We start from the raw sequence: 26,137 nt of genomic DNA on the forward strand, positions 1-26,137 counted from the left end.
ATTTTATAATTTGCCAGTCAGAATGAGCCACCACTGAAAGGGTTACCCATTCTATTTCTTAAGAGCTATCTCTTTGATGCCCTTACCCGAAAAATCAAAAAACAATGTGATCTCCTTTGCATACATCGGGTCTTTGCTGTAATCGTAATACATATGTTTTTGCCCCATAGGTCCCATCTTTTCGGGCTTTTGTCCCTTTGTGCCAATAGGCGATATGCCATGCATAAAGGAAATATCGCCACCCGGAAATGCAGGTGCCGTGTTGAACGGCGTTGATGAAAATTTAGGGGTAAACAACCTTAGAAAAACATCTTCATTCGTACAAACCACGGTCAACGGCTGACCGGTAGTGATCAGCTTCATCCAGTACAGATTTGAATAATATCCCTTAAATTCAGGATATACCGGTTTACCCTCACCGGTAGCCGTGTTATTGTAAGCATTTTCAAAGAAATTCAATCTGCCTCCTTTCATACGGTTCTTCCATACACGATACGGACCATTACCCACCCACTCTATTTTCTTTACTTTATCTTCGGGAAACGAAAAATTAACACCCAGTAACGACGACTCATATTCCTTTGGAAAATACTTCACCTGCATTTTAGCCCAGCCTGATGGATAAACGGTCCACTCCAGTTGCTGACAGTTGCTTTTCTTTTGCAACTCCGCACTAATCACCACATTGTCGCCTTCTTTGCGATGGTTCCATTTTATAAAGCCGGTTTCGCCTTCACACAATACAGGGCCATTTGTTAAAGGGATCATGCCTTTTACATTTTGCACCTTTTGCAACAGACCGGTTTTGGTATTCAGCGAAATGGTCACATCACCCGCAACAACAGTCAACAGGCTATCGTTTTCACTAACCGAAACCGCAGCGTGTCCTTCAGACTTTATAAAGCGGGCGGCCAGGTTAGCAGGTTTGGTAATCGGCCAGCTCCAGGTAAATATTTCCTTTTCATGCGGGTCGTATGCTGTTATATACAACACATCGTATTGCTGCCAGTTATTTGGTATATTAAATGACAACGCCCCCTTTTCACCGGGTTTTATATCTGCCGCATTGCATGTTCCGGTAAGCGCATCTACAACACCATTATTATCTACCCACTGCAACATGCTCAGCTTCCAGCTGAATTTACATTGGTTAAGATTGGTAAAATGATAGCGGTTTTCAACAGGCAGGCTGCCATCAAAAGCCCGTGTAATTTCTTTATGCTCAAAATGAACGGGCGACCATATTTCTTTAATGGCATTATAACTTCCTTCTTTTTCATGGAACGGACCAACAATTCCATCGGGCGCATGATTGCCATCGGTATCGATACTGTCGTTTTTATCTTTACGCACTACCCCTTCATCGGCAAACACCCATAAAAAACCACCGGCCGATAACGGGTGATGCCACATCAGTTCCCAATAATCTTCTAAACCGGCCCCTAAGCCGCCATCATATAATCCATGTAAAAACTCGGTAGGGAAAGTTATGTTATGACCATGCAGATGGGTATCGTTGCCATAGTCGTAATTGATATAATGCTGTGTATCGGCATTGCGGAATACCTGCCAGGGATGAATGAGCGGACGATGCTGAAAATCGGCTTCATCAAATACAGCATCCAGATCAAAATTATGTCCGCCTTCATTGCCATTATCCCAAATAACTATCGAAGGATGATTGCAATCGTGCGCTATCATTTCGTTTACCAAAGCAGTTCCCACTTTTGTATCGTAGGCTTTGTGCCATCCGCACAGTTCATCCAGCACCATTAAACCCAGCGAATCGCATGCATTTAAAAAATGTGCATCGGGCGGATAATGCGACATTCGAACGGCATTCATGTTCATATCTTTGATCATCAGCACATCCTCGATGCTCCTTGTTTCGTTCAACGCCCTGGCAGTTGTTGGCCAGAAGCAATGATGGTTCACCCCTTTGAACTTTACTTTTACGCCATTCAGATAAACGCCATCTTTTTCGCGCAATTCAACGGTACGAAATCCAAATTTTTCCTGTACGGTATGAATTGCTTTGCCTTTATACAGCAAAGTAAATTCAATCCGGTACCGGTTGGGAAATTCAGGTGTCCATAACAAAGGCGATGTTACCGTTGTTTGCAACATTATTTCTGTATCATTGGGCTGTATTCTGGCAGAAAAAGCGTCGCCTGTTTTCTTTCCATCAAAGGAATACAACTGCGCAGTTACCACATCGGCATGCGTTACCTCCTCCGACAGCTTTACTTTCGCCGAAAATTCACCATTTGCATTGCCGTTCACAGCAACATGAGCAATATGCTCAGCCGGTAAAGCCTGCAGGTAAACAGGGCGAAAGATGCCGCCAAAGATCCAGAAATCGCCGTGGCGCTCGGCCCCGTTCACCGATTCATTGGCTGAGTGCTTGGATACTTTTACCTCGAGCAAATTCTTTTTACCATATTTTAATAATTGCGTGATATCGTATTTAAAACAATAGAAAGAACCCTGGTGAGTAGCTCCTGCCAGCTTACCATTTATCTTCACTTCGGTATCGGTCATGGAACCTTCAAAAACTATTTCAATCGTTTTTCCCAGCCATGCAGCCGGAACACTAAAATTATATTTATACAATCCCTGTTCTTTGCCACGCACAGTATCTTTATCGAGCCCGTAGTTGTAAGTACCAAAACCCTGTACTTCCCAGTTTGAAGGAACAGGTATGGTTGTCCATTTACCCGAATTGCGGCCAGCCGTGCAGTAAAACTGCCAGTTAACGGTATTGTCGCTGCCGGTGCCCGACAAGTACTGCACTTCGGTTTGTTGCGCATATATTACACTGTAAGTCATGCACAACAAGCCGATCACTAAAATCCTGAAACAATTTTTTCTTTTAAACATTGCCATTTTTTTTACCAACATTTCATCCCTACGGGGCGAAAACCCTTGTGTTACGATTTTGCTACCGACATATCGTCCTTACCAACATTTCGTCCCTAACGGGACGGGAATTTTCCTTACCTATATTTCGTCCCTGCAGGACGTATCATATCTTACCTGTTATTTTTTGCAGTGTTGCACTTTGCGCCACTTTCTTTCCGTTTGCCCACACACTTAATCCTTTTCCTTTTTTATATTTTGTTCCATCTTTATCCCAGATGATGGTTATTATTTTTCCATGGTATAACAGGTTGTCTACACAAAACCAATCCCATTTGTTACCGGGCAACAGGGGATGTACTTCAATGGTATTATCGGCACGCGGGCGCAGGCCTGCCAGGCCGGTAATGATGAGATCATTGAAGGTGGAGTGATTATAATACCGGCTGCGTTCTCTGTCGCCCATTAACCAATAGCCGGTTTTTTCATCGAGGTATTCGCCAATATACGGGCGTCCGCGATAGTATTGCGACTCCACATACAATTCCATCAGTTTAAAATAGATCGAATCATTTACTGCGTTCTGCTGATAGTTGTTCAGCAGATTAGCCATCGCCGTCATAGTTTGTGCGGTAGCAAATGGCCAGATGGCGCCGTCCCACTCACATTTGCCGGAACCATGCGTACGAAATTGCGGATGCCTTTGATCGGCCGTAGTAATGCCGAAAGGCGCCAGAAATACATTCTTATCAGCCACTTTTTCCCAGGCTGCTTCGTAACCGGTATCGGGAAGGTTAAAATACCAGGGTAAAAATCCAATCTCTTCGCGCACATTCGCCGGCAAACCGGTTTCCTTTAAAGTTTCAAAGAAGGTATCTTTTGCATTCCATAATAATTGTTGTGTTAAAATTTTCAGGGTATCGGCTTTCAGGCGATATGCATCGGCTTTGGTTTTATTGCCTGCCAATGATTCGATGTTGGCCAACGCGAGCGAATTACCATACATATAACTGTTGATGGTAACACGCGCATTCTTTTCACGTCTGCCGCCGCTGATGGTTTCTTCCATACCGTCTTTAACATCCGATTGCCAGAAAAGACCATTCGGCAGCCGGTTCTCGGTTTCCCAGCGGGTATAATCTGTTTCGAGATCGGGCAACATGTCGATGACATAACTGCTATCGCGGTTTACGAGATAGCGGTTATACATGGCATTGGCAGCCCAGCTGCTGAATTTATGCAGCTTGTCCATGCTTTTACCATTATTGCCTCTGTACCATATATGCACGTATTCGTTCAGGTAAAGACCGTTGTGCAACCAGCGGGCTTCATTGATGTGGTGCGCCAGGGCACAACTGATGAGGTTGTATTTATCGGCATAGGTACGGGGTACCAGAAACTCGGTAAATGCATACCCGGCCGGTGTTTGTTTCAGGTGTTTGCGCAACGTCCACCAGCGGAAATACCACATTTCTTCAAAGTTTTGCTGCGGACATTCGAACAGGGGAATATTTACTCTCATCCAGTCCCAGGCTTTTGCATTGGGAATGGCCTGGGCAATATTCTCATCTTCCATTTTGTTGAAGTAATCAACGTAATGGCGAAAGTTATCGGCCCTGAGCACAGGTACAGTGGTTTTGCTGTGTGTATTTTTTTGAGCCACAACACAGGTTGTGAGTAAAAAAAATACGAGTGATAATATGGTTGGTCTTTTGATCATTTCGGTCAGTTAATCTCTCGCAAAGGCACTATATGTTTGTTTGTGGTTTGTGGTTTATGGTTTGTAGGGCTTAGTCTTCGCGCGAAACATTATTCTTTTGTCGTTTTCAACGACCGTATATAAAACGTTGCCGGCTTATCCTGCGCACCGGAGTTCGGCAAGTCATACATCTGGTCGGTAGGTGTATCGGCATTGGGAAAGCGCCGTACCTCGCCGGTCCTGAACACGATCCGCTGAACGCTTTCGAGCGGTGCAAAAAATAATAAACCGCCGCTTTCTTTTCCATTCACGGTTACGGTATAAAAACGGGCATCGGCATTGAGCGATATTTTAACATCATATCGTTCACCTGCCTTGTATTTGGTTACATTCTTATATCTGTAACCAGTTTTTGTTACCAGCGTTCCGGTTGAATCGAATATCAGCCTGACGCCGGCATTTCCTTTCGCATCCTGAAATTCTATATACAAATTGCCATGATCCTGCTGCTGAGGAATAACCGAAAATTCGGCTGTCATTTTTTTAGCAACTGGAACTACTCGTTCTGCTTTGGCGAAATCAAAAGGATCTTTGTCTTTCAATGCGAGAGCGCGGGTACCATCTGTCATTTTTTCAATGGCTACCGGGGCCCACAGCGGACTAAACACATTCCATTCTTTCAAAGCAGTAGCTTCGGGCAGTTGGGCAAAGTCATCGTTCACATCCTGCTCCACTTTATCCCTCACCGGAACGGGTATGCACGACACCCAGATATCTTCTTTATTCATGCTATAGCTAACCCAGCAATTGCCATCGGGCGAAAGCGCATTTGCCTCAAGCCCTCTTACATACTGCGGACCATAACTTTTGTAATTTCCACCATAGCGCATGGACGTTATTTCGCCGTTTACCAGCAACAGATTTTTATAATTCAGTCCATCGTCACTTACCGAAAGCGCCAAAGGCCAGCGGAACTCCGATGGATTGTAAACGGTGATGTATTTCCCATCCGACGTACGCTGGCCCCAAATTTTCGCATTGCTGTTTACAAAACGAGGGGCGCGAACGGGATTATATAACCAGCTTTTTCCTTTGTCGTTACTTACCGATGTAAGCGCATATTTCCAAAAGCCTATCGTTCTGCCATCGGGCAGCGTATAAAAATTGAAGGCTTTGTAATTATCGTTGTGGAGTGTTATCAATGGATCGTTGCGGTCGGCTTCTTCGTTCCATTGCTGGGTAAGCAATGGATTGGCAAGCATTTCTTTACAGGCTTCAAGAAAGCCTTTGTCTTTACTGCGTTCAAAAAACGGATATGAAGTATTGGTAGCGTTAAACGCATGGTTATAACGGATAAAATAAACGGGGCCGAAGCTGCCGTCTTTATATATTTCACGCACTACCCTGCCGATGCCATTGCCATCGTTGGGGTCGTCTTTGGGTCCCAGCACAATGCCATAGTAAGCAAACATCAGTAACCTGTTTTTGGCAGAGATATAAAACCCCATTCGCTGGTGCATCACAGCCGAAAGGTTGCTGGCAACACCATTATAACCTTCCTTGGTAGTTCCATCGGGAACTTTATACGGTGGAAAAGCTACTACGGGGGGCGACCAATGATATCCGTCTTTTGAAGTGAGCAGAAACGATTGCCCGGGCGGCACATGTTCGCCTACGGGGTTACTGAGGTATTCGAGATAAAAAGAATTGTTCCAGTAAGTAAGCATGGGCGCATGGTTATACGTCCAGCCAAAACCATTGGTAGCATCGGGCTGTTCGCGGTTGGCGCGCAACACCTGTATATTATGCACCCCAACAGCAGGTGATAATTGTCCGTGATGATAATCTACATTCACGAGGGTACTACCGGTATAGCGTACCGTATCCTGTTGTGCCAATGCGCCCGAACAACATCCAATAAAAAATAAAACAATTGATATTTTAGATATATGGATCATCATTGTTGTTATACATTTTTTGGCAGCATTCGTTTATATTTCGCGCAAAGGCGCCAGGGCGCCAGGATGAACAGACATTTGCCTTATCCGAAACAAATTAAGAACACAAAGAAGTCGCTTCGCGACTTTGCGCCTTGGCGCGAACTTCTTACTTCATACCGGCAAGAACCTTCCTCGTAGTCACAAATATCGTCCCATGCTTATGCCCTTCGGGCACCGAAACATGCGCGCTGTCGAAGTGTTTAAAGTCGGTTGTTTTCACAGCTTCGTATGTTTTGCTGCGATAGGCATCAAAATATATCAGCCATTCTTTACCGGTTTTCACCACCGACGGGCCTTCGGTGAAATTTGTTGTAAAGGGTTCCGACACATTATTCCAGGGGCCGAGGGCATTATTGGCGAACGCTACTTTTATATTCCTGTTTGGGCGGGTATTATCTTTCAACACCAGCACATAATCGTTTGCCGCCCTTTTTACGATCACGGCATCAATAACACTAAAACCGGGATCAAGAAATAATTTCGCAGGTGAAAAAGTTTTGAAGTCTTTTGTTACCGTATAATACAGGCGGTGATTATTGTTCTCATCCTCCTGCCCTTTCGGGAATTTGAAAGGAATGGTACTCGCCCACACAATGATGAACTGCCCGCCTGCATCATCATAAAATATTTCGGGGGCCCAAACATTCACCACAGTTTCTTCGTGCTCCATAACAGGAATATACTGCTGTTCAGACCAATGTACCAGGTCTTTAGAATGCGCATAGCCAAACCCTTTATCCTTATTCCAGCCGCTTGTCCATACAAGGTGATACTCACCATCGGGGCCTCTGGCAATAGACGGATCGCGCATTACCTTACTGCCCACATCGGGTTTTATGAATGTACGCCCGAGATCTTTCCAGTTTTGCCCATCATAACTGTATAAAAAACGCAACCCATCGGTGGCCGGTTCATGAAACGACGTGAACATGTACACAGACTTTTGGGCTGCGCAGGAAAACAGGAAAAGGCAAATTATGTATACTGCAATATGTTTCATCGTGAATGGTGAATCATTAAAACTCAAAGCAAAGCACCCAATCATTTCCTTCTACCTGACTTCCCGGTGGATCAAATACCTGTGTTCCTTTATTGGTGAAGGAACCTATGGGGGTATATTTTCCGTTCCGGGGGTTGTACCACGATGCTTTTATTTCAGTTCCTTTTAATTTATTCATCTGTATACGTATCACCCTGCCGGTGTATGTATAAATCCATGCATAATTTTTTCCGCGGGTGGCCAGTAACCGGTCGTATTTTTCGCCGGCATCGCCCGATAACAATGACTGATCGGGCACTCTGTCGAAATACGATTTCGACAACACCAGGCTTTTAAGGTGTACCATTTGCGAGGCGCCGGGATCATTGATGGCATTGAACCAATAATCCTTTACTCCGTAGTTACCATCTTTATCGCCCGGGCGGTGCATTTGCATAACGGCATTATCACCATACGTAAACCCGCAACCGCCGGCAAAAACACTCCAGTAAGCATAGCGGCGTACATCATCGGCCGTCCACACTTTTTCCAAAGTATCGTGCAATCCCTGAGGAATCTTTTCATACGACGGCTCGGCATCGAACACAGGCTTAACAGGGCTTAACTGATAATCAGCCTCCACATATCGCCAGTTGTCTTCGCCATAATGCAGCTCACCTGCCGTGGTATCCTGGTTGTACCGGCGATGGCCCGATTGAAAAGTATTAAACTGCAACCAGGACTCATTATGAAACCAGGTTGATGATTGCATTCTGCCCCGGGGATGAAAAGTGATCAAATGTGCAGGATCGATTTCATGCAATGTGTTGCCGATCGTTTTCCATACTTCCATTGAATCGCTCCCTTTGATATCTCCACCGTTCATCCAAACGACATTCGTTGTTGATTTATAGCGCCTGGCTAAAAAAGCGGCATATTGCTTTGCCTGTTCACTGGTAACATGTCCGGCTTTTACTTCACTGCCCCAAACCGGCACCATCGCTATATAAATACCTCTTTGCGCAGCGGCATTTACAATATAATCCACATGGTCCCAGTAATCGTATTCAGTAGCATTGGCGGCGTTGTTGCCTCCGGTTGTATTCGGAGTAGCAACATTGCCGTTCAACAATGCCGAATCGCCATAAGCATTTACCACGGTCACCATATGCAAAACCATCACCTGAATAATATTGAAACCTTTTCGTTTACGATCGTCGAGGTATTTAATAACTTCCTCACGGTTTAGTTTTGAAAACAACAGCCAGCCGGTATCGCCCAGCCAGAAGAAAGGTTTTCCATCTGAGGTGATGAAGAAGCGACCATTGGGAGAAATTTTTAAGGGTTTGGGATTGGTATAAACAGAGGCAACATTGTACAACTTGCCAAAGGCAACTCCCCCCACACAGCTTGCCAGCACAATAATTAATATGATCGATTTGGTTTTCATCCTCCAATTTTCTTTATCCATGCAACTACGCTTCCCTGTTTTACATGTTGAAGGGAAAGCAGTTTTCCGCCTTTTATTTTTTCTTCTTTACCAATAATATTTCCGGTAGCAGGGTCAACCCATTTTACCCGGAAGGTGCCGGTTGCATTGGTTAAATCAACCTGCAGGTCGTTTGCCTTATCGCTGTAAATAATATATCCATTACCGGCATCGGCCAGTGTATATTGATCTTTTGAGGGACCATCAATGGGTTTCATGGCAGCTGCAGCAGTTATAAAACCAGTATCGGCTATAACCGGAATGCTGGCGAGTGATCCACCGGCCATAAATGCTGCCCATCCTACATTTTCATAGTTACCGGCTGAGTACATCACCGCTTTACCGGAAAACCTGTCGCGGTACTCCCTAACGGCACGATATACCTGCTCAGACGAACCGATGCGGGGTTTGTATTGCTTTAACTGCTGCCGGGGAGCAAGACTTTGTCCGCCGGGCGGCGCGTATAGCGTATTATCAGTTTGATAATACCAGTATCGGATATCAATTATATCAACAAAAGAAGCGCGGGCGGTATCGGCCAGTATAGCCTCCTGCACATCACGGGTAGCGCTTAACCCAATCAATGGCTTTTTGCCGGTTTCGTGCTCCCACTCTTTTATAACATCTATCCAGAATTGTACAAAGTGCAAGGGACCTGTATATTCAGCACAGGTAAATTGAATTACACCATTATTATTGGCAAAATTATTCAGGCACTGGCGTATATAAGCGCGATGTAATTCACGACGCACCGGATGGGTAACATCGTAAAATTGTTCGGCCATAAAAATGCGTTTACCACCTGCATAAGGCGGCGGTTCGGAAAAACCGGTATTGTTGATATTATTAACAGGCCGCCAGGTAAAGTCGGCATAATGGGCGCCGGCTTCAATGATATTATGTTGAAAATAATTCTGATGAACCAGTACCAGTCCTTTCTGATCGGCCAGATCGGCAAATTGCTTCAGCCTGTTCCAGTACCAGTAATTGTATTTTGTAAGATCGTATTTACTTAAACCGTCCCAGGCAGTGTCTTTTCCGCTGCGTGCAAAAGGTAGTTCGTAAAATGGAGTCCATACGTCTCCGTCTATACGCTTTATGCGTTCATGATCATCGCGGCGGCGGTCGTACCAAAGCGCATAGTTCTGTTCCATTACCAGTTGGTGGTTGGCTTTCATGGAATCGGTCATATCGCACAGGTCGTCGGTTAAACCATTTCCGGTTCGGCCGGGAATGAAACGGGTGATGGCCGGTTTGGCATCGGTAAGCCCGTATGGCCGTGCACTGCCCGTCCACCAGGGCGATTCGGCCCTTGTGCCGGTTAACACGGCATTACCACGAACCAGCCAGCCGTTTTCGACCTGTAATATGCCGGCAAATTGAACCGGTGCTGTTTTTTTAATAATTGATTCATCAAATATTTTAACCCCTGTTGTAACAACAGGTATAGGTTGACGTTTGTGCGCTTCATCGATGTATTGCGAAAGGGTTGGCGCAGGATTTACCGACCGGGCAGTGAGCGCCGCAGCCTGGTCTATGGTGGGATTGCTGCTGGCAGATGTTTCAAGCAACAGCAATTGTGTGCGGCTGGTAATATCTTCTTTAATTCGCTCTTTTAACTGAGCATAGTATAAACTATTGGGATCAATGCTGCTGTTCGATTCATTCCAATTTCCGTCGCCTGAAAACTGTCCCCAGCAACCGAATGACCAGTTTTGTGCGCCCGGCGGCTGGTAACAATCAATTCGTGAAGCAGTCGTATTCCACAAAACACTATTGGCCATGGCCCACCCGGCCCCATTGCCATCCATACCGCGATTCATTAAACTAAGGGCCTGACCGTCGATATATACCATATCGAATAATACACCACTGGCCCAGCTATCGAGTCCGCCGCTGAACCCATACGCATTATGCGATTCACATTGCACAAATGCATTGGGACCGGCTGCGCAAAATCCTGTTACAAAATCATGACAGCCGTATTCAGCATATAACCGTTGAAACAGGGTTTGCTGGCCTGCGGTAAAAAAAGTATTGCGCCGTTGCCCGCCGATTTCCGATACGGGCGATAGTGACTTACAATCTTCAACCGTTATGCGGTTGCTGGTTTCTGTTATAAACACAGCAGAGCCGGCGAAATGTTCAAACACTACCTGCCGTACCCAGGCATCGGTTGTATTTTCAATGGTGATGGCCATCCATCTATGCGCTTCGTCTTTTGCATTGGTGGCATCGTATTCCGATACACAACGGATATTTTCTACCCCGGTTTCGTGCGTACGGCCCTGCCAGGTATAGGCTGAGATGGTTCCGCCGCCAAATTGTTCATCGAGGGCGGTTGTTATTGGTGCATCGAGTTGAATGGTATTTTTGTTTACTGATATCACTGTTCTATCCCAATAAATATCACGTTGCCCCGGTTTCCATCCCAATGCAGTAACACCTCCACCAAAATGAGTGGCATGCAACAGATTTATCCAGTTGGCGGTTGAGGGCCGATGAATAATTACCTTATCACCTGCTTTAAATGAATTAGGTGAAGCTACTTTCACCGTAACGGCATTTACAGGTACATACCGGTCGGCGATCTTTATTTCGGAGGAAGCTTTTTTGTCGTTTTTACCGGTAATAACAATCAAAGTTTGCCGGTCTTTTCCGGTGCCTTTTAAAACAGTTCCGTTCTCCTGAAAGCCGCTTCCTCTTAATATAACACCTGATGAACGAATTACCAGCTGACCGGCTACTTCATATATACCCGGCTGTAATAATACAGCCCCGCGAATACCATCTTTTGCAGCAGGCAGCGCAGCTACATAATCGAGAGCTGATTGAATGCGTTGAGTAGCGTCGCCTGGTTTTACAGGCACCATTATGCGTATGGGAACATCTGGAATGGCTATGTCGCCGGCGTGGTAACCACAATAAGAAAAGTCGGGAATACGGTTACCCAGAGAATCGGCCGTGTATATCAGCCGGCCTTTTTCGTACATTACCGGGAGTAACGGCTTCTTATTGCTTTGGGCATTTGTATCAAATGACACAAACAGCAAACAGGTTATCAATAACGGTTGTACAATATAGTGCAGGAGAAATTTATGTAACGAGTTACAAAATGTGCCTTTCTGTATCAATGAAATTATTAAAAACATTTTTCCCTGATGATTAATAATATATGTTGGAAACCCTCCCGCCTGGGCGGGAGGGCCAACAATTGTGACGGTTACATGGCCTGAAGGCCATAGAAATTATTAAAGGACATACTTGCCCTGCCCTGAAGAGCGAGGCAATAAATAACCAACTGCGAATCGGTTTCTTTAGATCCAATTAAACATGTAAAAAAATCATGGCTATACTATAAAGAGCTTTTACAATGAAGCGGTGAATACTTCTGCTGCGTTCAACGAAATATTACGGCAATCATTATTTTTTAGCTGTTTTACTAATCTCTGGTTTTACGTTGCCTACAGGCACTACACTGTTCAAATACTCTTCAATATTGGTGTATCCATCTTTGTCTTTATCTAATGAAGCGTCTGCAGCGTTTTTAGGATTCAGGCCATGCTTTACCTCATAGTCATCGGGCATGCCATCGTTATCGCTATCCTTGTATGGGGTGCCTTTATATTCAGGATATCCGCCTACCTGTGATACGTCGGTTATAATACCGAGCTTGTAGGAATCGAGCGGCAATTTACGATGCTCAAACTGTTTTTCGGGCAACTTTATGCCATCTTTATAAGATATTTTTCCTGTTCTTACCTGTTCGGCAATGCGCGTATCTACCGCATCGCGTTTGGGCAGGGTGGCGCCTGCATTTTTTAATACGTAATCATATGCTTCTGAAGCCGGCAGAATGGTCATCCTGGGCATTGGCAGGGGTTCGTTCCATTTTATAAAGTCTTTCTGATCACCGGCATCGCTGCTTTCTTCGAGTTGTATGCCACCGGCCCAGTTGTCTTTTGTAATAGCATCATACCCTTCCATGATATTACCATGTGCATAAACCCGGCCGTATACATGATATTTCAGTTTGCTGCGGCCCGACTCGGGTTTCAGGAAACGGTGCCCCACATTGTTGTTCTTAGGTGTAACCGGACCAGGTTTGTAATAGTTATTAATGAAATTGTACATGGCCCTGTAATCGCCGCCATCGCTCGAGCGGTGCATCCAGTTGAACACTACATTGTTTACAAAATTGAAAATACCGAACCAGCCAACAGAAGGATTGCGGCCGGTGTTATTGGCCCACATATTGCGCATGAAGGTGCAATTTTCGCCTCCTAACGTACTGCCGAAAGAATGATTATACGTATCGAGCGCTTCGGCGAATATCGAGTTCTGAATAGTAATATTTACAGTAGGTAATTTATCTTCCTGCTTACCGGTGCTGTCGTTATACATGTGGCGATACATACTCATATTTTCATCGAGTCCCCAGCTGGCCGATACGTGGTCGATCATAATATTGCCGACGGGGTTGCCGCCAATAGCATCATCCCGGCGCCCCACATTGGTTTCGCCGCGACGGAAACGCATATAACGTATAATAACGTCGTGGGTGTTGATCCAAACCGATTCACCGGCTATACAAACTCCATCACCAGGGGCCGTTTGACCGGCAATGGTAACATAGGGAGCCCTGATAATAACTGGTGTACTTATGCGAATGATACCGGCTACATTAAATACGATGACACGTGCGCCACCGGTTTCGCACGCTTCACGAAAAGTGCCCGGACCTCTGTCGGCCAAACTTGTAACAACAATTACCTTACCACCACGGCCACCAAAGCTGTAAGCGCCGCCTCCTTCTGCACCGGGAAATGCCGGAATATTGGCCTGCGGAAGATCGTAAGGTCGTGCAGCCCAGGGAATGTAAGGCTTACCCTGCTTTGCTTCCTGCTGAATGATGGGCAATGCTTTGGCCCATGCTTCTTCAGAACGAACCTGTTCTGCATTCAGCAAAGAATCTGACCATTTTTGAACATCCTGTGGAATGGTTGGGTATTGTGCCATTACAGGCTGAACAAAACCCAATGCGGAAACAACAGCGAGGTTGCGAACAAATTTCATAATCATCATTATCGGTTTTCAATTCCATGTAATATTAACTGTATAAAAGACGGTTTTTAGTTATCAATCGGTTGCTTGTAGATGTTGTAAATTTTAATTCGCTTTTAAAAACACAGGGAAGATGGTTGCATCCTCCCTGTAACATTTGTAAGATCTGACCAATACTTCTTAGAGCGAGGCAGTCTCAAAAAAGACAGCCTCTTCTTATTTATGCTTATTGTTTATAATCGAATGTTCCCATTCCTCCACTATAATCCTGCCAACCGATCGTTTGCGTTAACCATGGGTTATTGGCCAAAACACCACCTGTTATACCGGCAAGATAATAGTTCGATCTGAACAAAATATTTACCGGCGTTGTACCATCGCGGTCCATGGCATTATCGAGCGGCGTTTTTACAAATTTGTTTGTAAATAATATTTTCAGTTTGTCTATTTGAGTACTGAAATCTGACGCATCAGGATCAATAGAGATAGACGCCCTGTCTGCCGGGGTCAACGGATCGGCGTTATATGTTTGCGACTGCCAGTAATAGCCTGTACGGCTGGTGCCGTTGAGCTTGGGTATTCCCAGTTTGGCATTCGTATTATCTGTGCCTTCGTCGTCGTATAACATCCAGCGTTGAAGGTCCCAGAAGCGTTTACCTTCATAGGCCAATTCTACACGGCGCTCATACAGGCAGGCTTCCAAAGCGGCATACCGGTCTGCAGGTGTTCCTATACCATAGTTGTTGGCACTGACAGAATCAGGAAATACACGCTTACGTATCTTGGTAAGGTAAGCAACACTATTACCGATATCGCCTTTAGCTGCATAACACTCCGCAATATTCAATAATAATTCACCGTAGCGATAGTCGAATATATCGGTACCGGAAAATGCGAAGCCCGTACTATCTGCATTGGGATTAGACATTTTACGAACAACAGCCGGGCTGCTTACGCTGTTACTTCCATAGTATGTAACGGTAGTGGAGGTTGCATCTTTTTTCCATCTATACAACCAGGTGACTTTATTGGCATTGCCTTTAAAAGGCCATTTAGCTCCGGAAAACGCAAACGTACGATAGAAGCGGGGGTCTCTTTTTGCAAAAAAGAAAGTTTCGTCATAACCGTTAGCCACTGTGGGACGTTTTCCATCAAACATTGGAAACAGGTCAATCATATCTTTGGGAGCCGATATACCACCGCCACCGTTATGATCTTTTGGCCTGATTGAATTTTCCCAGGAATTATTAATAACGCCGGATGAAGCAGAAGAACTGGAAAGAAGGTTCACAAAGATACCTTCACCATTAAAAGAGTTGTCATTTTTAAACGTTACTTCGGCCCAGTCTTTTGCCGAATTGATGGCGTTACCATAACCGGCTGCCGTTAGTGCAGTTTCTGCAGCAAGACCGGCATCAAGTGCTTTTTGCCAGCGTGCATCACCCGGATTGTCCCAGTCAGCATTATACAGAGGACTTGCAGCGGTCAACAGCACCCTGCTTTTCATAGCCAGGGCGGCGCCAGCCGTAAATCTGCCATAATCAGTGCTCGACCATGTCTTAGGCAATAAGGCTGCAGCCGAGTCGAAATCCTTTGCGATCTGGTCAAAAACCTCCGATGATTTGGCACGTGGCAATCGGATACTCTCATCTGTAGCGCTGGCATTTTGTACTGTCAATACTAATGGAACGCCACCATACACGCGAACAAGATCAAAATACTGAAGCCCCCGTAAAAAGTACATTTGCCCTTTTGCCTTATTCCGAAAATCTTCAGAAAGATCCTTGCCGACCTCATCTATTCTTTCTAACAAAAAATTGGCATTTCTTATCCGGGTATAGGGATTATTTGTAACACTGGCCGGAAGTGTTGAGGTTGATCCATTGTAATATGAATCACCGTCCGCTGCAAACATCAGCGTTTTATTTGGGTTAATGTAGTTGGGAAACGGTGACTGTCCGCCAACTTCTTCAGTGAGATTTCTTCTGGTATCATCATACAATCCTACCACGGTAAGCATAGGGTTTTTATATGATGCGAAATAATAGTTGTAAAGCCTGTCTATATAATAACCAGTGAGCACTTCGTTGCCAAACATGCTTTCATCGACACTGTTATAGCTCTTCATGTCTTCCAGAAACTTTTTATTACAGCTTACCGAGCTCACAGCAACAATGAAAAACAAGAGATATGCTATTTTATTTTTCATACAAACAATATAATCAGTTTAATAAATTGGTATCTCTAAAACCCTAAGTTCACGCCCAGCGCCCATGTTCTTAATGTTGGGTAAAGGGTATTTGGTGCATCATACATATTGCGGTACTTGTTCGGATAAGGATTGAAGAAGTCCCATAAGTTATTACCGCTTAGGTAAACCCTGGCGTTTTCGACATGCGCTTTCCGCACCCATACTTTCGGCACTGTATAGCCAACGCTCAGCGAACGCACATACATACGGAAAGAAGAGATGGTAAAGAAATCAGAGTTGGCGCCGCCGAACTTATCATAAAAGGCCAAATTGGGGTATTTACCATTGGGATTATCTGTTGAATCATACATATCGTTCAGATAAACAGGTTGAGCCCACATGCTTTGTGTACTACCTGTACCCTGCTTTATGTAATCAATCCTGTTAAGGCCACCCCAAGATGTAAGGATCTGCGCCTGCAAGGAAATGCCTTTATATCCAAAGCTCAGGTTGGTGGCAATGCCATAAGTCCTGGTGTCTTTCTTTAACATTTGGAAGTCCTGACTCTCCGCAATCACCCCGTTAGGTCCGGCATAAGTTTTGTTTGCCACATCAAGGTTACCTGCTACATCCTCATATACAAGCATCCCTTTTTTCATCTGCGATTTACTAGTGATACCGAGGAAGTTAGGCGCGGCGCCTGCAACACCCGATTTGGCCGCATTGTCGGTGAGATATTGCCAATATGCGTCAACATCTGCATCGGTACGCAACATACCGTCGCCAGTTGAGGTTCCCTTCCATGTTCTATAACCCCATGCAGGAGTGTAGGTAGAATTTCCCACATCTTTCCTGAGCGACATTACGGATGGATAACCATATGGCTGTTCGAAGTATTTGAGCGTTTTGTTATCACCTATGCCAAAGTTCATGCTCACAGAGTAGTCAACCTTGTTAGCTATCTTGTCTTTCCAGGTAGCAGATATTTCTGTACCCCACCATTTGATATCGGAATAGTTTTCTTCAGCAAATGCACCACCAACCGAAATAGGCACATTGATGGCGTTCGACATCAGGGTAAGCACGTCGGTAGATTTATTGAAGTATTTATCTATAGTTACAGACAGGCGATTTCTGAGAACGCTGAAATCAATACCGATGTTTCGCTGAATGGTTTTGTCCCATTTGATGTCCCTGTTAGGGCTAACCTGGGTTGTAATGCCATTTGTAAGGGTACCACCACCACTCGCTCCAAAGGCGCTTCCTTTATCGGTTTCTATATTATACAACTGCATCCATTTCCAGGGCTGTACATTATCATTACCCGTTTTACCAACTGAAGCACGCAACTTCAGGAAGTTTACGAAGGGTACGTTGTCTTTAAACCAGTTTTCGTCAGACATTACCCAACCCAGTGAAATACTTGGGAAGAAACCCCAATAGTTTTCAGGGGCAAAACGTGATGATGCGTCCTGGCGGAAAACGAACTGAGCCAGATATTTGCTTTTATAATTATAGCTCACCCGGCCTAAATAAGAAAGGCTTCCGCTTTCAAAGCGTCTCATGTAGCTATTACTGGTATTAAGTGCACCGGCAGTATTAGAAGCACCATTGTAAACACCGGGAACAGGGTTGTCATAGATCTGGAACCTGTCTTCAAAAGTATTTTTCACCCGTTCACCTGCAAATACGGCAGAAATGTTATGATCTCCAAAAGAACGCTCATAATTCACAAAGAAGTTTATTTGCTCTGAAGTTCCTGTTGTATTATCATAAGTAACACGGGAACTTGCCTTATTTAAAGTAGGGGCAGACCATTTTGCGGAATCATATAAGTGATGATCCGCGTCTGCGTTATTGGTAGCCAGTACCAGGGTTTGCGCCAGCAGGTCCTGCTCGTTTTTGCTTGAGGAAGACTGAATGGCGTAATTAACTTTAGCAGATAGACCTTTTATGAATGGCACTTCATATTGAAGCGAGAAATTAGCGTTATACCCAAACTGGTTAGTTATTGTTTTAGACCCGTTGTTCAACAGGGCATAATAGTTCCAGTTGGAAAGAGAATTAGCACCATTTACGGCGCCTACTCTGTGAGGGCCGAGGGCTGGCGCAACATATCTGTCTACCCCGTCAATGGTTTGCATCCACGGTATGTATTTAGGCATATGGAGCAAGGCGCTATAATCCATTTGCTCGCCCCCTATTCCGTAGCTACCGTCGTTAATATTAACTTTGTTAAATGATTTTTCAAGGTTAAAGTTGTTTGCAGCAATGGTGGCGGCTAATTTCAGGCCGTTTGCCACGGTTACATCTGTACCGGCCCTGAAGGTATATTTTTTATAATCCTGCGATCCCAAATTAGCACCCTGGTCGTAATAAGATCCGCCGACAAAAAAAGTCGCTCTTTCAGACCCACCGCTAACATCAATAGATTGTTGCATTGCATTAGACCGTCTCCAGTCGTTCCCCAACCAATCATAGTTCAACGATTTCATGCGCTCCAGTTCAGCATCACTGAAATAGTAATTGCTACTGCTCCATGGAAGGGACCGGCCGAAACGATTGGCAAACACCCCATACTCATAGGCATTCATCACTTTACCATGGCTTACTGCATCCATGGTTTCGAATTTACCTGAGTAATTAATCCTTGGCGCACCGGCTTTTCCTCTTTTTGTTTTTATAACAATAGCGCCCTGCGAAGCGCGGGAACCATAAATGGCTGCAGCCGCATCACGCAGTACGGTAACACTTTCCACCTCTGAAAGATCAAGCAGGTTAAACCGGTCTAACGAAGACAATCCGTTTGACGGATCGACCTGTATCACATCATCGATGATAATCAACGGGTTTGTATTCCCCCCGTCTTTACCCCAGTTGAATTGCTGGCGAATGGTTAAGGCGGGCATAAGGCCGGGACGAGTGCTTCCGCCCGTTACGCTTAGTCCTGGTACCTGACCTCTCAATGCTTCGGTAACCGTTACCACGGGCATTTCGGAAAGCTTTGAAAGATTAACCGAAACTACAGACCCTGTAACATTTTTTTGCCTTTGCGTACCATAACCAATCACGATCACCTCGTCTAACTTGCTGTCAGATTTTGAAAGTGACACATTCACTGAACTTTCATCACCTAACTTCATTTCTCTTGTCTGGAAGGCAACGTGAGTGAATGTAAGCGTTTCCCCTGGTGCTGATTTTATAGCATAGTATCCTTTTAGATCGGTTATTACGCTCCCGGATTGTCCCTTAACAGCCACCGTTACACCTTCCAGGGGATTACCATCCGGGTCCCTGACCGTTCCGGTAATAATCTTATTCTGGGCAAAGGTCCCTATTGCAATCAATAGCAATAGCAGAAAAGTGAAAGAAGATTTTGTCAATTGTTGCAGATTCATACAGCATTAGTTTTTAGGACTTGAAACTTTTAGCAATCCTTTTTTTTGTTTCCGGTTACCAGTTACCGGTTACCGGTTACTGGTAACCGGTATCGGCAGCAGGCAACGCTACAAATCATTTATTTTTTAATTTTATTTTGATACATTCCTTTGTTTAATCCGTTGCTGCCATTCAGCTTCTGCTTTCTTCATGTCGATACCGGCAGCCGATAAATAATTATTGATGCGTCCTTTATATTTTCCAAACCATTGGTGCTTTTTATCGCTCGATTCGGCATCCATGGCGTGTTCACGCGCTTCGGTAAGCCAGGTAAGTATTTGCTTCTTCTGGTCTTCGGTTAAATTGGGCAGCATATCCTGATAGGCTGTATAAGTTACCTGTAATACGCTATAAGTCATGCCGTCTTTTACTGCGTCGATCTGCTGAGGTGTACAAAGGGCGGATAATTTTGTCAGATATGCGGTGTGCAACTGCGCCAGCTGTTGATCGGCATCTGTTTCCAGCTTTTGAATAGCGGCTTTATCATCTGCAGTTAATTCAGCTTTTTGCGCTTTTATGTTTTTTATTTTGGCATTCCGGTCGTCATGTATACGGCCAAGCTGCATATACTGATCAGCGATGATGTTTGTTACTTTATTATTAAAAACAGTATCTGTAGTATGTAACGCAGCAACAATTTTAGCCGATCTTTTGGCTATCACCTGTGCATACCCGTCATTACCGTCTGTTGATGGAGTTTGGGCCGGCTGGGCAAAAGCAAGCGATACCGATAACAACATCATTAACACCGTTAATGTCATTAACATGATCGCTAAGGTGCCTGTCTTTTTCATTGCGCAAGTTGGGTTTTATAATTTAATGTAACCAGCATCTGATTAAATTGGTTACCTATATCTGTATACTTAAGTGTACCGGTAATTGATTATCGCCAATAACTCCTTTCTGTGTTGTAATTCGATGAACTTAGCGTGCGGACAAATCCAATGCGAAATAGTGAGATCGCGCCAGGGGAAGTTTTTTGTATGTCCGGACATTACGCTGGTGTTATATATTGCCGGGAAAAATGGTAGTGTATGGCAATGTAAATAAGAAAGACCGGGCAAGCAAAAATTCTTCATAAGCACAATCGTTTATTATACGAACCCGATGAACATGTAACAAGGAACATTTATCGTAATTCTCCGGAGCCATTTACCTGTAATCATTGCTCCCTGTTCTATATCCAAATAACATATTAAAGGTACAGGTGACCTTTACCGGAAACAATGTAAGGTTTCACTATATTGATGGAATATTTTACTATTTTTTTAAGACTAACGAGTGTAAACGATTTAAGTAATTTACCTGTTCTGGAACAGGACAGTACGGGATGGCAGGCCAGGTGAATGAACGGTCAATTGAACAGTTCCTGCTTTTTCTTTCGATTGCACCATCACCAAACACAACCCGTTATAAGCCTTATGGGACGAAGCTTTAAGCGGCTCGTGACTGGCAGGATATCCATTATCAACACCGGCAATAAAACCTTCGCCCGTAATTTCAAACGACAAATTATTATCTGCATCAGGTACCAAATTGCCGTTTTCGTCTACAATTTTAACGGTTACAAATGCCAGGTCGGCACCATCGGCATGGAGGATCTTTTTATCTGTGAGCAGTTTAAGCTCCGCCGGTTTACCCGCCGTTTGAATAGTTTTTGTTAGTATGATCTTACCGTTTTTTCTCGACACTGCCTTTACAATACCCGGCTCATAATTAACCCGCCATTGCACATGCAAATCGCCCGGTTCTTTTTTACGAATGCCCAGCGAACGGTTGTTCAAAAACAGCTCCACTTCATCGGCATGATTAAAATAAGCCCACACATCAATTGTTTTTCCCGATTCCCAATTCCAGTGCGGAAACAGGTGTAGCACCGGTGTGTTCGTCCACTCGCTTTGATACATATAATATACATCCTTCGGAAAACCGGCCAGATCGATGATACCATAATAAGAGCTGCGCGCCGGCCACGGATAAGGCACAGGCTCACCCAGGAAATCAAATCCCGACCACACAAACAAACCCGATAAAAAATCATACTGCTTTATGACCTTCCAGGTTGCCTCGTGGGTAGACCCCCAATAAGCAAACACATTATCATAAGCCGAAACAGTAAAATCGGGGTTCCCTCCTTCTACAAACTTTTGCCCTTTCAAAGGCCAGCGGCGAAGACTGTCAGACGGCATGTCGTAATGGCCGCGGCTGGCAAGCGCCGACATGGTTTCAGTAGCAATGAATTTTTTGCCGGGAAACCTTTTTAAAAAGTCGGGATATATTTCATGATTATAATTAAGGCCTATCAGATCAAGTGCGCCCGACTGATAAATAAAATTTTTAGTGCTATCGGTTTCTGTGAGCGCAGTGGTTACCGGTCTTGTGGTATCGAGCTGCTTTATAATAGTTACCAGCTCTTTCGCAATGGGTATGCCGGTGCTGTCGAACTGTTCGCGTATTTCATTGCCAATGCTCCAGATAAATACACACGGATGGTTGCGGTCTCTTTTCACCTGATCTTCAAGATCCAGCCTGTGCCATTGTTCAAAATCAACCGAATAATCGTGTTTATTCTTTTTCTTCCGCCACATATCAAAGGCTTCGTCCATTACCAGGAATCCCATTTTATCGCACAGCTCAAGCCATTCGGGCGCCGGTGGATTATGCGATGTACGTATGGCATTGCAGCCCATTTCTTTTAATAATTGCAGTTGCCGCTCCATGGCATGTATGTTAACGGCCGCACCCAATGCACCGAGATCGTGATGCATACAAACACCAAGTATTTTAGTTGGCTTACCGTTGAGGATAAATCCTTTCTGCACATCGAAATTAAAATAGCGGATTCCAAAAGGTGTGGTGTATTCATCCAATGTTTCACCATTCACTACAATACGGGTGACTGCTTTATATAAATAAGGACGATCGACCGACCACAAATTTGGATTAGGAATATTCACGTTATAATTCAAATGAATTTTACCCGCAGATAATCGCACCGTATTTTCTGCAGATGGTTTATCGCGGTAAACCGGCCGCCCCGAAGCATCGAAAATATCGGTAAATGCTATCCCCCACCCTGCATTGGCCGAGTTGTTATTCACCACCACCTCAATATTGATTTTAGCTTTATGAGCAGTTATTTCGGGGGTAGTGATAAATGTGCCCCAATGATCGACTGCAATTTTGTTAGTAACCACCAACCGCACATTACGATAAATGCCCGAGCCCGAATACCAGCGCGAGTTGGGTTGTGCATTGTTATCGACCTTCACCGCAATTACGTTTTGCGCACCACCATATTGGCACCAGGGGGTAAGATCATATTGAAAAGAAATGTAGCCATTCGGCCGCTTTCCAAGGTAATGCCCGTTTATCCATATTTCGCTGTTGCGATAAATGCCGTCGAATTCAATAAATACATTTTTATTATTTGCAGAAACAGGCAACGTAAATGTTTTCCTGTACCAGCCGATACCTGTTGGCAGGGCCGCTTCGTTGGGTGTTGAAGAATTTTTTTCACTAAAATCGCCTTCGATGCTCCAGTCGTGCGGAAGGTTCAGTGATCGCCAGGGCTTGTCGTCAAAAACCGTTTCTTTTGCGGCGGCGGTATCGCCCAAATAAAATTTCCAGCCTTTATTGAAGTTGATGATCTGGCGGGATGAGTTTGCATCCTGAGCTAATGCCAAAGTACCATTCAGTAATGCCAATAAAAAAATATAATAATGCGGTTTCATTGTGGGTGAGTTCACGGTGGGCAAAAATAGACTAAAAAAGAAATAACAAGTGCCTGTTAAAAGTCCAAAGCATCCTGTACTGTCCCGGTCCAAATTACTTTCTTTATTGACATCATAAATATTCGCATACAATGCAACACAACACACACTTTTTGTTTATGCTTTTAATTTGGCCATTCGTAAATAATTATTAATTTAGTTCATCTTAAGGCGTTAGTAAAAAAGTGCTGATATTTTAACCAATTAACCTCGTTCACCAAATTCCTTATCGATATGAAACTGAACATGCCATATACCCGAATTTTTACGGGTGCGCTGAAATTACTAATTCAAACAGAACTTTTACCAATACCCCTTATTTGGTCGCCGAATTTTCACCTGCACATATGCCCGGTCACTAAGCGATAGTAAATATCGCAGCGGTATCGACCTGCCTGCTAAACAGCTTCAGCCGATACCGGATTGGAAAAATACTTTTACACGAGGTATTGAATTTTACTGAATGGTCATTTTTTGAACATTTAAGTATGGTATAATTACAGCCATGCAATACGACTGTCTGTTATGAAAAATCATTTGTTTGCTTTATTTCGGTTTCCTCTGTCCGGTGCATTAATTGTTGTTTGCACGTTTATAATACTTCCATCGGCTTATTTTGCAGGTTTTGCAGATGCAACACAATCTACCAAACTGATCGTGTTGCTTTATGCAATGGTGCTGGTGCTCGCAGTAACAATGATAGCTGTTTTTTTGTGGAGAAGAATTTCTGTTACCGCGTCTGCCATCGACGTTGTATTATTAATGTTACTGTTATACCTATTGCTTAACAGATATCTGTTCCGTCCATATTCGGGTTTATCAATACAGGTATATGAGTTAATGGGACTGGCATTGTGCTATATACTACTGAGAGGTTTTCCCGCAAAAACTTTCCTGTACATATTGCCGGCTCTTGTGCTGGGAGACACTGTACAAGGCGTACACGGGTTGCTGCAATTGTTTAAAATATTGCCTGTACGCAACGGCAATTTCATGATTACGGGTAACTTTTTTAATCCAGGTCCGTATGCAGGTTACCTGGCTATAACGGGCGTGCTGGCCGCAGGTATGTATTTGTATAGAACAGAATTCAATTTGCAAATTGCAATTGACAATCGGCAACAGCCAGCTGCCAACACGGTTTATCGAAGGCTGTTTAACAATGTACTGTTTAGCTATATACCGCTATCCTGTTTAGCACCAGTTATTATTTTGTTGCCTGCATTACGGTCAAGAGCAGCCTGGGCAGCATTTTTAGCAGGCGCATTACTACTGTTAATATATAAATATAAATGGTACCGGTTTTTATTGCCACTTACTCCTGTAAAAAAGATATTGATAGGTTGTGTATTTATCGCAGGTGCAGCAGGGCTATACGGCGCCTATAAATATAAAACAGCGTCGGCCGATGGGCGATACCTCGTTTACAAAGTGTGTGCTGGCATGATACAACAGCATCCGGTGTTTGGTATTGGGTTCGATCGTTTTCAGGCACATTATATGGATGCACAGGCCAACCGGTTACGAAAAGATGGAAGTAGCGCTGAATCATTACTGGCTGATAATACCTATTACGCTTTTAATGAACCGCTGCAATTTATGGTTGAAAATGGCATTCCGGCACTATTAATTATTGGGATGCTGGTGTTTTTTTGTTTCAGGTTAAAGACCGGCAAAGATATGTTTATCTTAAAGCCGCTTGCTTTGGCCGTTCTGGCGGCTATTTTTGGCTTTGGTCTTTTTTCCTATCCTTCTTATATACTGCCAATAAAACTGATGGCAACAGCGATGCTGTGTTTATTAGCCAGCATCGATAGTTCTCCGTTGTTTTCTAAAGAACTATCAGGAAGCACATTCCAGGGTTTTGCCCTTTCAAAAGTGCTGATGCTGTTTTTCTGCCTTGCCATGCTGATATTTTCGGTTTTCGCAGCAGAAAAACTACGTTCAGGATTTACCGGTTGGAACTCAGCACAGGAAGAATATAAATACGAAGGTTATCAGCAAAGTGTAACCGCCTTCGAAAAAGCATATCCCTTTTTAAAAGATCATGGAGATTTTACCATGCAATATGGCAAAGCGCTGGCGATGGCCGGAAAATATAAAGAGGCGATTGATGTACTGAACCAGTCGAAACACCAGCTAAACACCATCATTACACAAACAGCGCTTGGAGATTGTTATGCCGCTCTCGGCAATTATACAGCTGCAGAGCAGGCGTATCAGCAGGCGGCTGATATGGCACCTGGACGTTTTTATCCACTGTACCTGCTAACAAAATTATATGACACTTCGGGGCAAAAGCAAAAGGCTTATATGCTGGCGAAAGCAATTATGGTGAAACCGGTGAAAGTTCCTTCAAAGGCAATTGATGAAATACAAACGGCAATGAAAGACATAATAAATAAATACGAAGCAGGGAGTCAAAAGGCAATTGACAATAAGCAATAGGCACAAGGCAGTAGGAAAAAATGCAGAGAATAAAAATAGCTTAAGAAGTTAACAATATTTCTTAACATTTTAAAACAACTGCCTATAAGCAAAATCTCAATGACCGTACAGGACATTTATTAGTAAATGTTTTCCGGCTTAGGGATAAGCGCGGCAGGATGCTCCCGAAAGTAGCATCTCCTGACAAACTTTCAGCA

The 26,137-nt window shown here is 44.1% G+C and carries 12 protein-coding genes; 1 reads left to right on the plus strand and 11 read right to left on the minus strand.

Features of this window, described 5'->3' with window-relative positions:
- Positions 1 to 51: 51 nt before the first annotated feature.
- The 11 genes from AC59IL_RS04035 to galB all read right to left on the minus strand — a co-directional run bounded on the left by AC59IL_RS04035 (position 52) and on the right by galB (position 23,453).
- Complete coding sequence (locus AC59IL_RS04035) at positions 52 to 2,880, minus strand: glycoside hydrolase family 2 protein (RefSeq protein ID WP_496550798.1); 2,829 nt, start codon at positions 2,878 to 2,880, stop codon at positions 52 to 54.
- A gap of 145 nt (positions 2,881 to 3,025) precedes the next feature.
- Positions 3,026 to 4,579 (minus strand): MGH1-like glycoside hydrolase domain-containing protein, encoded by a 1,554-nt coding sequence (locus AC59IL_RS04040; RefSeq protein WP_496550799.1) that lies wholly within the window; start codon positions 4,577 to 4,579, stop codon positions 3,026 to 3,028.
- Between the two features lie 89 nt (positions 4,580 to 4,668).
- Positions 4,669 to 6,519, minus strand: coding sequence for an exo-alpha-sialidase (locus tag AC59IL_RS04045; protein WP_496550800.1), 1,851 nt, complete (start codon positions 6,517 to 6,519; stop codon positions 4,669 to 4,671).
- A gap of 145 nt (positions 6,520 to 6,664) precedes the next feature.
- Positions 6,665 to 7,489, minus strand: a complete 825-nt coding sequence (locus tag AC59IL_RS04050) for a glycoside hydrolase family 43 protein (RefSeq protein ID WP_496550801.1) — start codon at positions 7,487 to 7,489, stop codon at positions 6,665 to 6,667.
- Positions 7,490 to 7,574: 85 nt separating this feature from the next.
- Positions 7,575 to 8,987 (minus strand): glycoside hydrolase family 140 protein, encoded by a 1,413-nt coding sequence (locus AC59IL_RS04055; protein WP_496550802.1) that lies wholly within the window; start codon positions 8,985 to 8,987, stop codon positions 7,575 to 7,577.
- Positions 8,984 to 12,070 (minus strand): DUF6298 domain-containing protein, encoded by a 3,087-nt coding sequence (locus tag AC59IL_RS04060; protein WP_496550803.1) that lies wholly within the window; start codon positions 12,068 to 12,070, stop codon positions 8,984 to 8,986. The genes AC59IL_RS04055 and AC59IL_RS04060 overlap by 4 nt, the downstream gene beginning before the upstream one ends.
- Before the next feature lie 379 nt (positions 12,071 to 12,449).
- Entirely contained in the window at positions 12,450 to 14,108 is a 1,659-nt protein-coding gene (locus AC59IL_RS04065) for a polysaccharide lyase (RefSeq protein ID WP_496550930.1), read from the minus strand.
- Between the two features lie 208 nt (positions 14,109 to 14,316).
- Positions 14,317 to 16,299, minus strand: a complete 1,983-nt coding sequence (locus AC59IL_RS04070; RefSeq protein ID WP_496550804.1) for a RagB/SusD family nutrient uptake outer membrane protein — start codon at positions 16,297 to 16,299, stop codon at positions 14,317 to 14,319.
- 35 nt (positions 16,300 to 16,334) lie between these two features.
- Entirely contained in the window at positions 16,335 to 19,679 is a 3,345-nt protein-coding gene (locus AC59IL_RS04075) for a SusC/RagA family TonB-linked outer membrane protein (protein WP_496550805.1), read from the minus strand.
- A gap of 132 nt (positions 19,680 to 19,811) precedes the next feature.
- Complete coding sequence (locus AC59IL_RS04080; protein ID WP_496550806.1) at positions 19,812 to 20,513, minus strand: DUF3826 domain-containing protein; 702 nt, start codon at positions 20,511 to 20,513, stop codon at positions 19,812 to 19,814.
- 507 nt (positions 20,514 to 21,020) lie between these two features.
- Positions 21,021 to 23,453: a beta-galactosidase GalB gene (gene galB / locus AC59IL_RS04085; RefSeq protein ID WP_496550807.1), complete on the minus strand. Its 2,433-nt coding sequence runs from the start codon at positions 23,451 to 23,453 to the stop codon at positions 21,021 to 21,023.
- 564 nt (positions 23,454 to 24,017) lie between these two features.
- On the opposite strand from galB, the gene AC59IL_RS04090 reads away from it, so the two are divergent.
- Positions 24,018 to 25,940: an O-antigen ligase family protein gene (locus tag AC59IL_RS04090; protein WP_496550808.1), complete on the plus strand. Its 1,923-nt coding sequence runs from the start codon at positions 24,018 to 24,020 to the stop codon at positions 25,938 to 25,940.
- Positions 25,941 to 26,137 lie beyond the last annotated feature (197 nt).

The sequence above is a fragment of the Niastella sp. sgz303648 genome, from assembly GCF_059587045.1.

Coding starts and splice junctions, on each gene's coding strand:
- AC59IL_RS04035 (WP_496550798.1), bottom strand. CDS start 2,880: ATGTTTAAAAGAAAAAATTGTTTCAGGATTTTAGTGATCGGCTTGTTG.
- AC59IL_RS04040 (WP_496550799.1), bottom strand. CDS start 4,579: ATGATCAAAAGACCAACCATATTATCACTCGTATTTTTTTTACTCACA.
- AC59IL_RS04045 (WP_496550800.1), bottom strand. CDS start 6,519: ATGATGATCCATATATCTAAAATATCAATTGTTTTATTTTTTATTGGA.
- AC59IL_RS04050 (WP_496550801.1), bottom strand. CDS start 7,489: ATGTTCACGTCGTTTCATGAACCGGCCACCGATGGGTTGCGTTTTTTA.
- AC59IL_RS04055 (WP_496550802.1), bottom strand. CDS start 8,987: ATGAAAACCAAATCGATCATATTAATTATTGTGCTGGCAAGCTGTGTG.
- AC59IL_RS04065 (WP_496550930.1), bottom strand. CDS start 14,108: ATGATTATGAAATTTGTTCGCAACCTCGCTGTTGTTTCCGCATTGGGT.
- AC59IL_RS04070 (WP_496550804.1), bottom strand. CDS start 16,299: ATGAAAAATAAAATAGCATATCTCTTGTTTTTCATTGTTGCTGTGAGC.
- AC59IL_RS04075 (WP_496550805.1), bottom strand. CDS start 19,679: ATGAATCTGCAACAATTGACAAAATCTTCTTTCACTTTTCTGCTATTG.
- AC59IL_RS04080 (WP_496550806.1), bottom strand. CDS start 20,513: ATGAAAAAGACAGGCACCTTAGCGATCATGTTAATGACATTAACGGTG.
- galB (WP_496550807.1), bottom strand. CDS start 23,453: ATGAAACCGCATTATTATATTTTTTTATTGGCATTACTGAATGGTACT.
- AC59IL_RS04090 (WP_496550808.1), top strand. CDS start 24,018: ATGAAAAATCATTTGTTTGCTTTATTTCGGTTTCCTCTGTCCGGTGCA.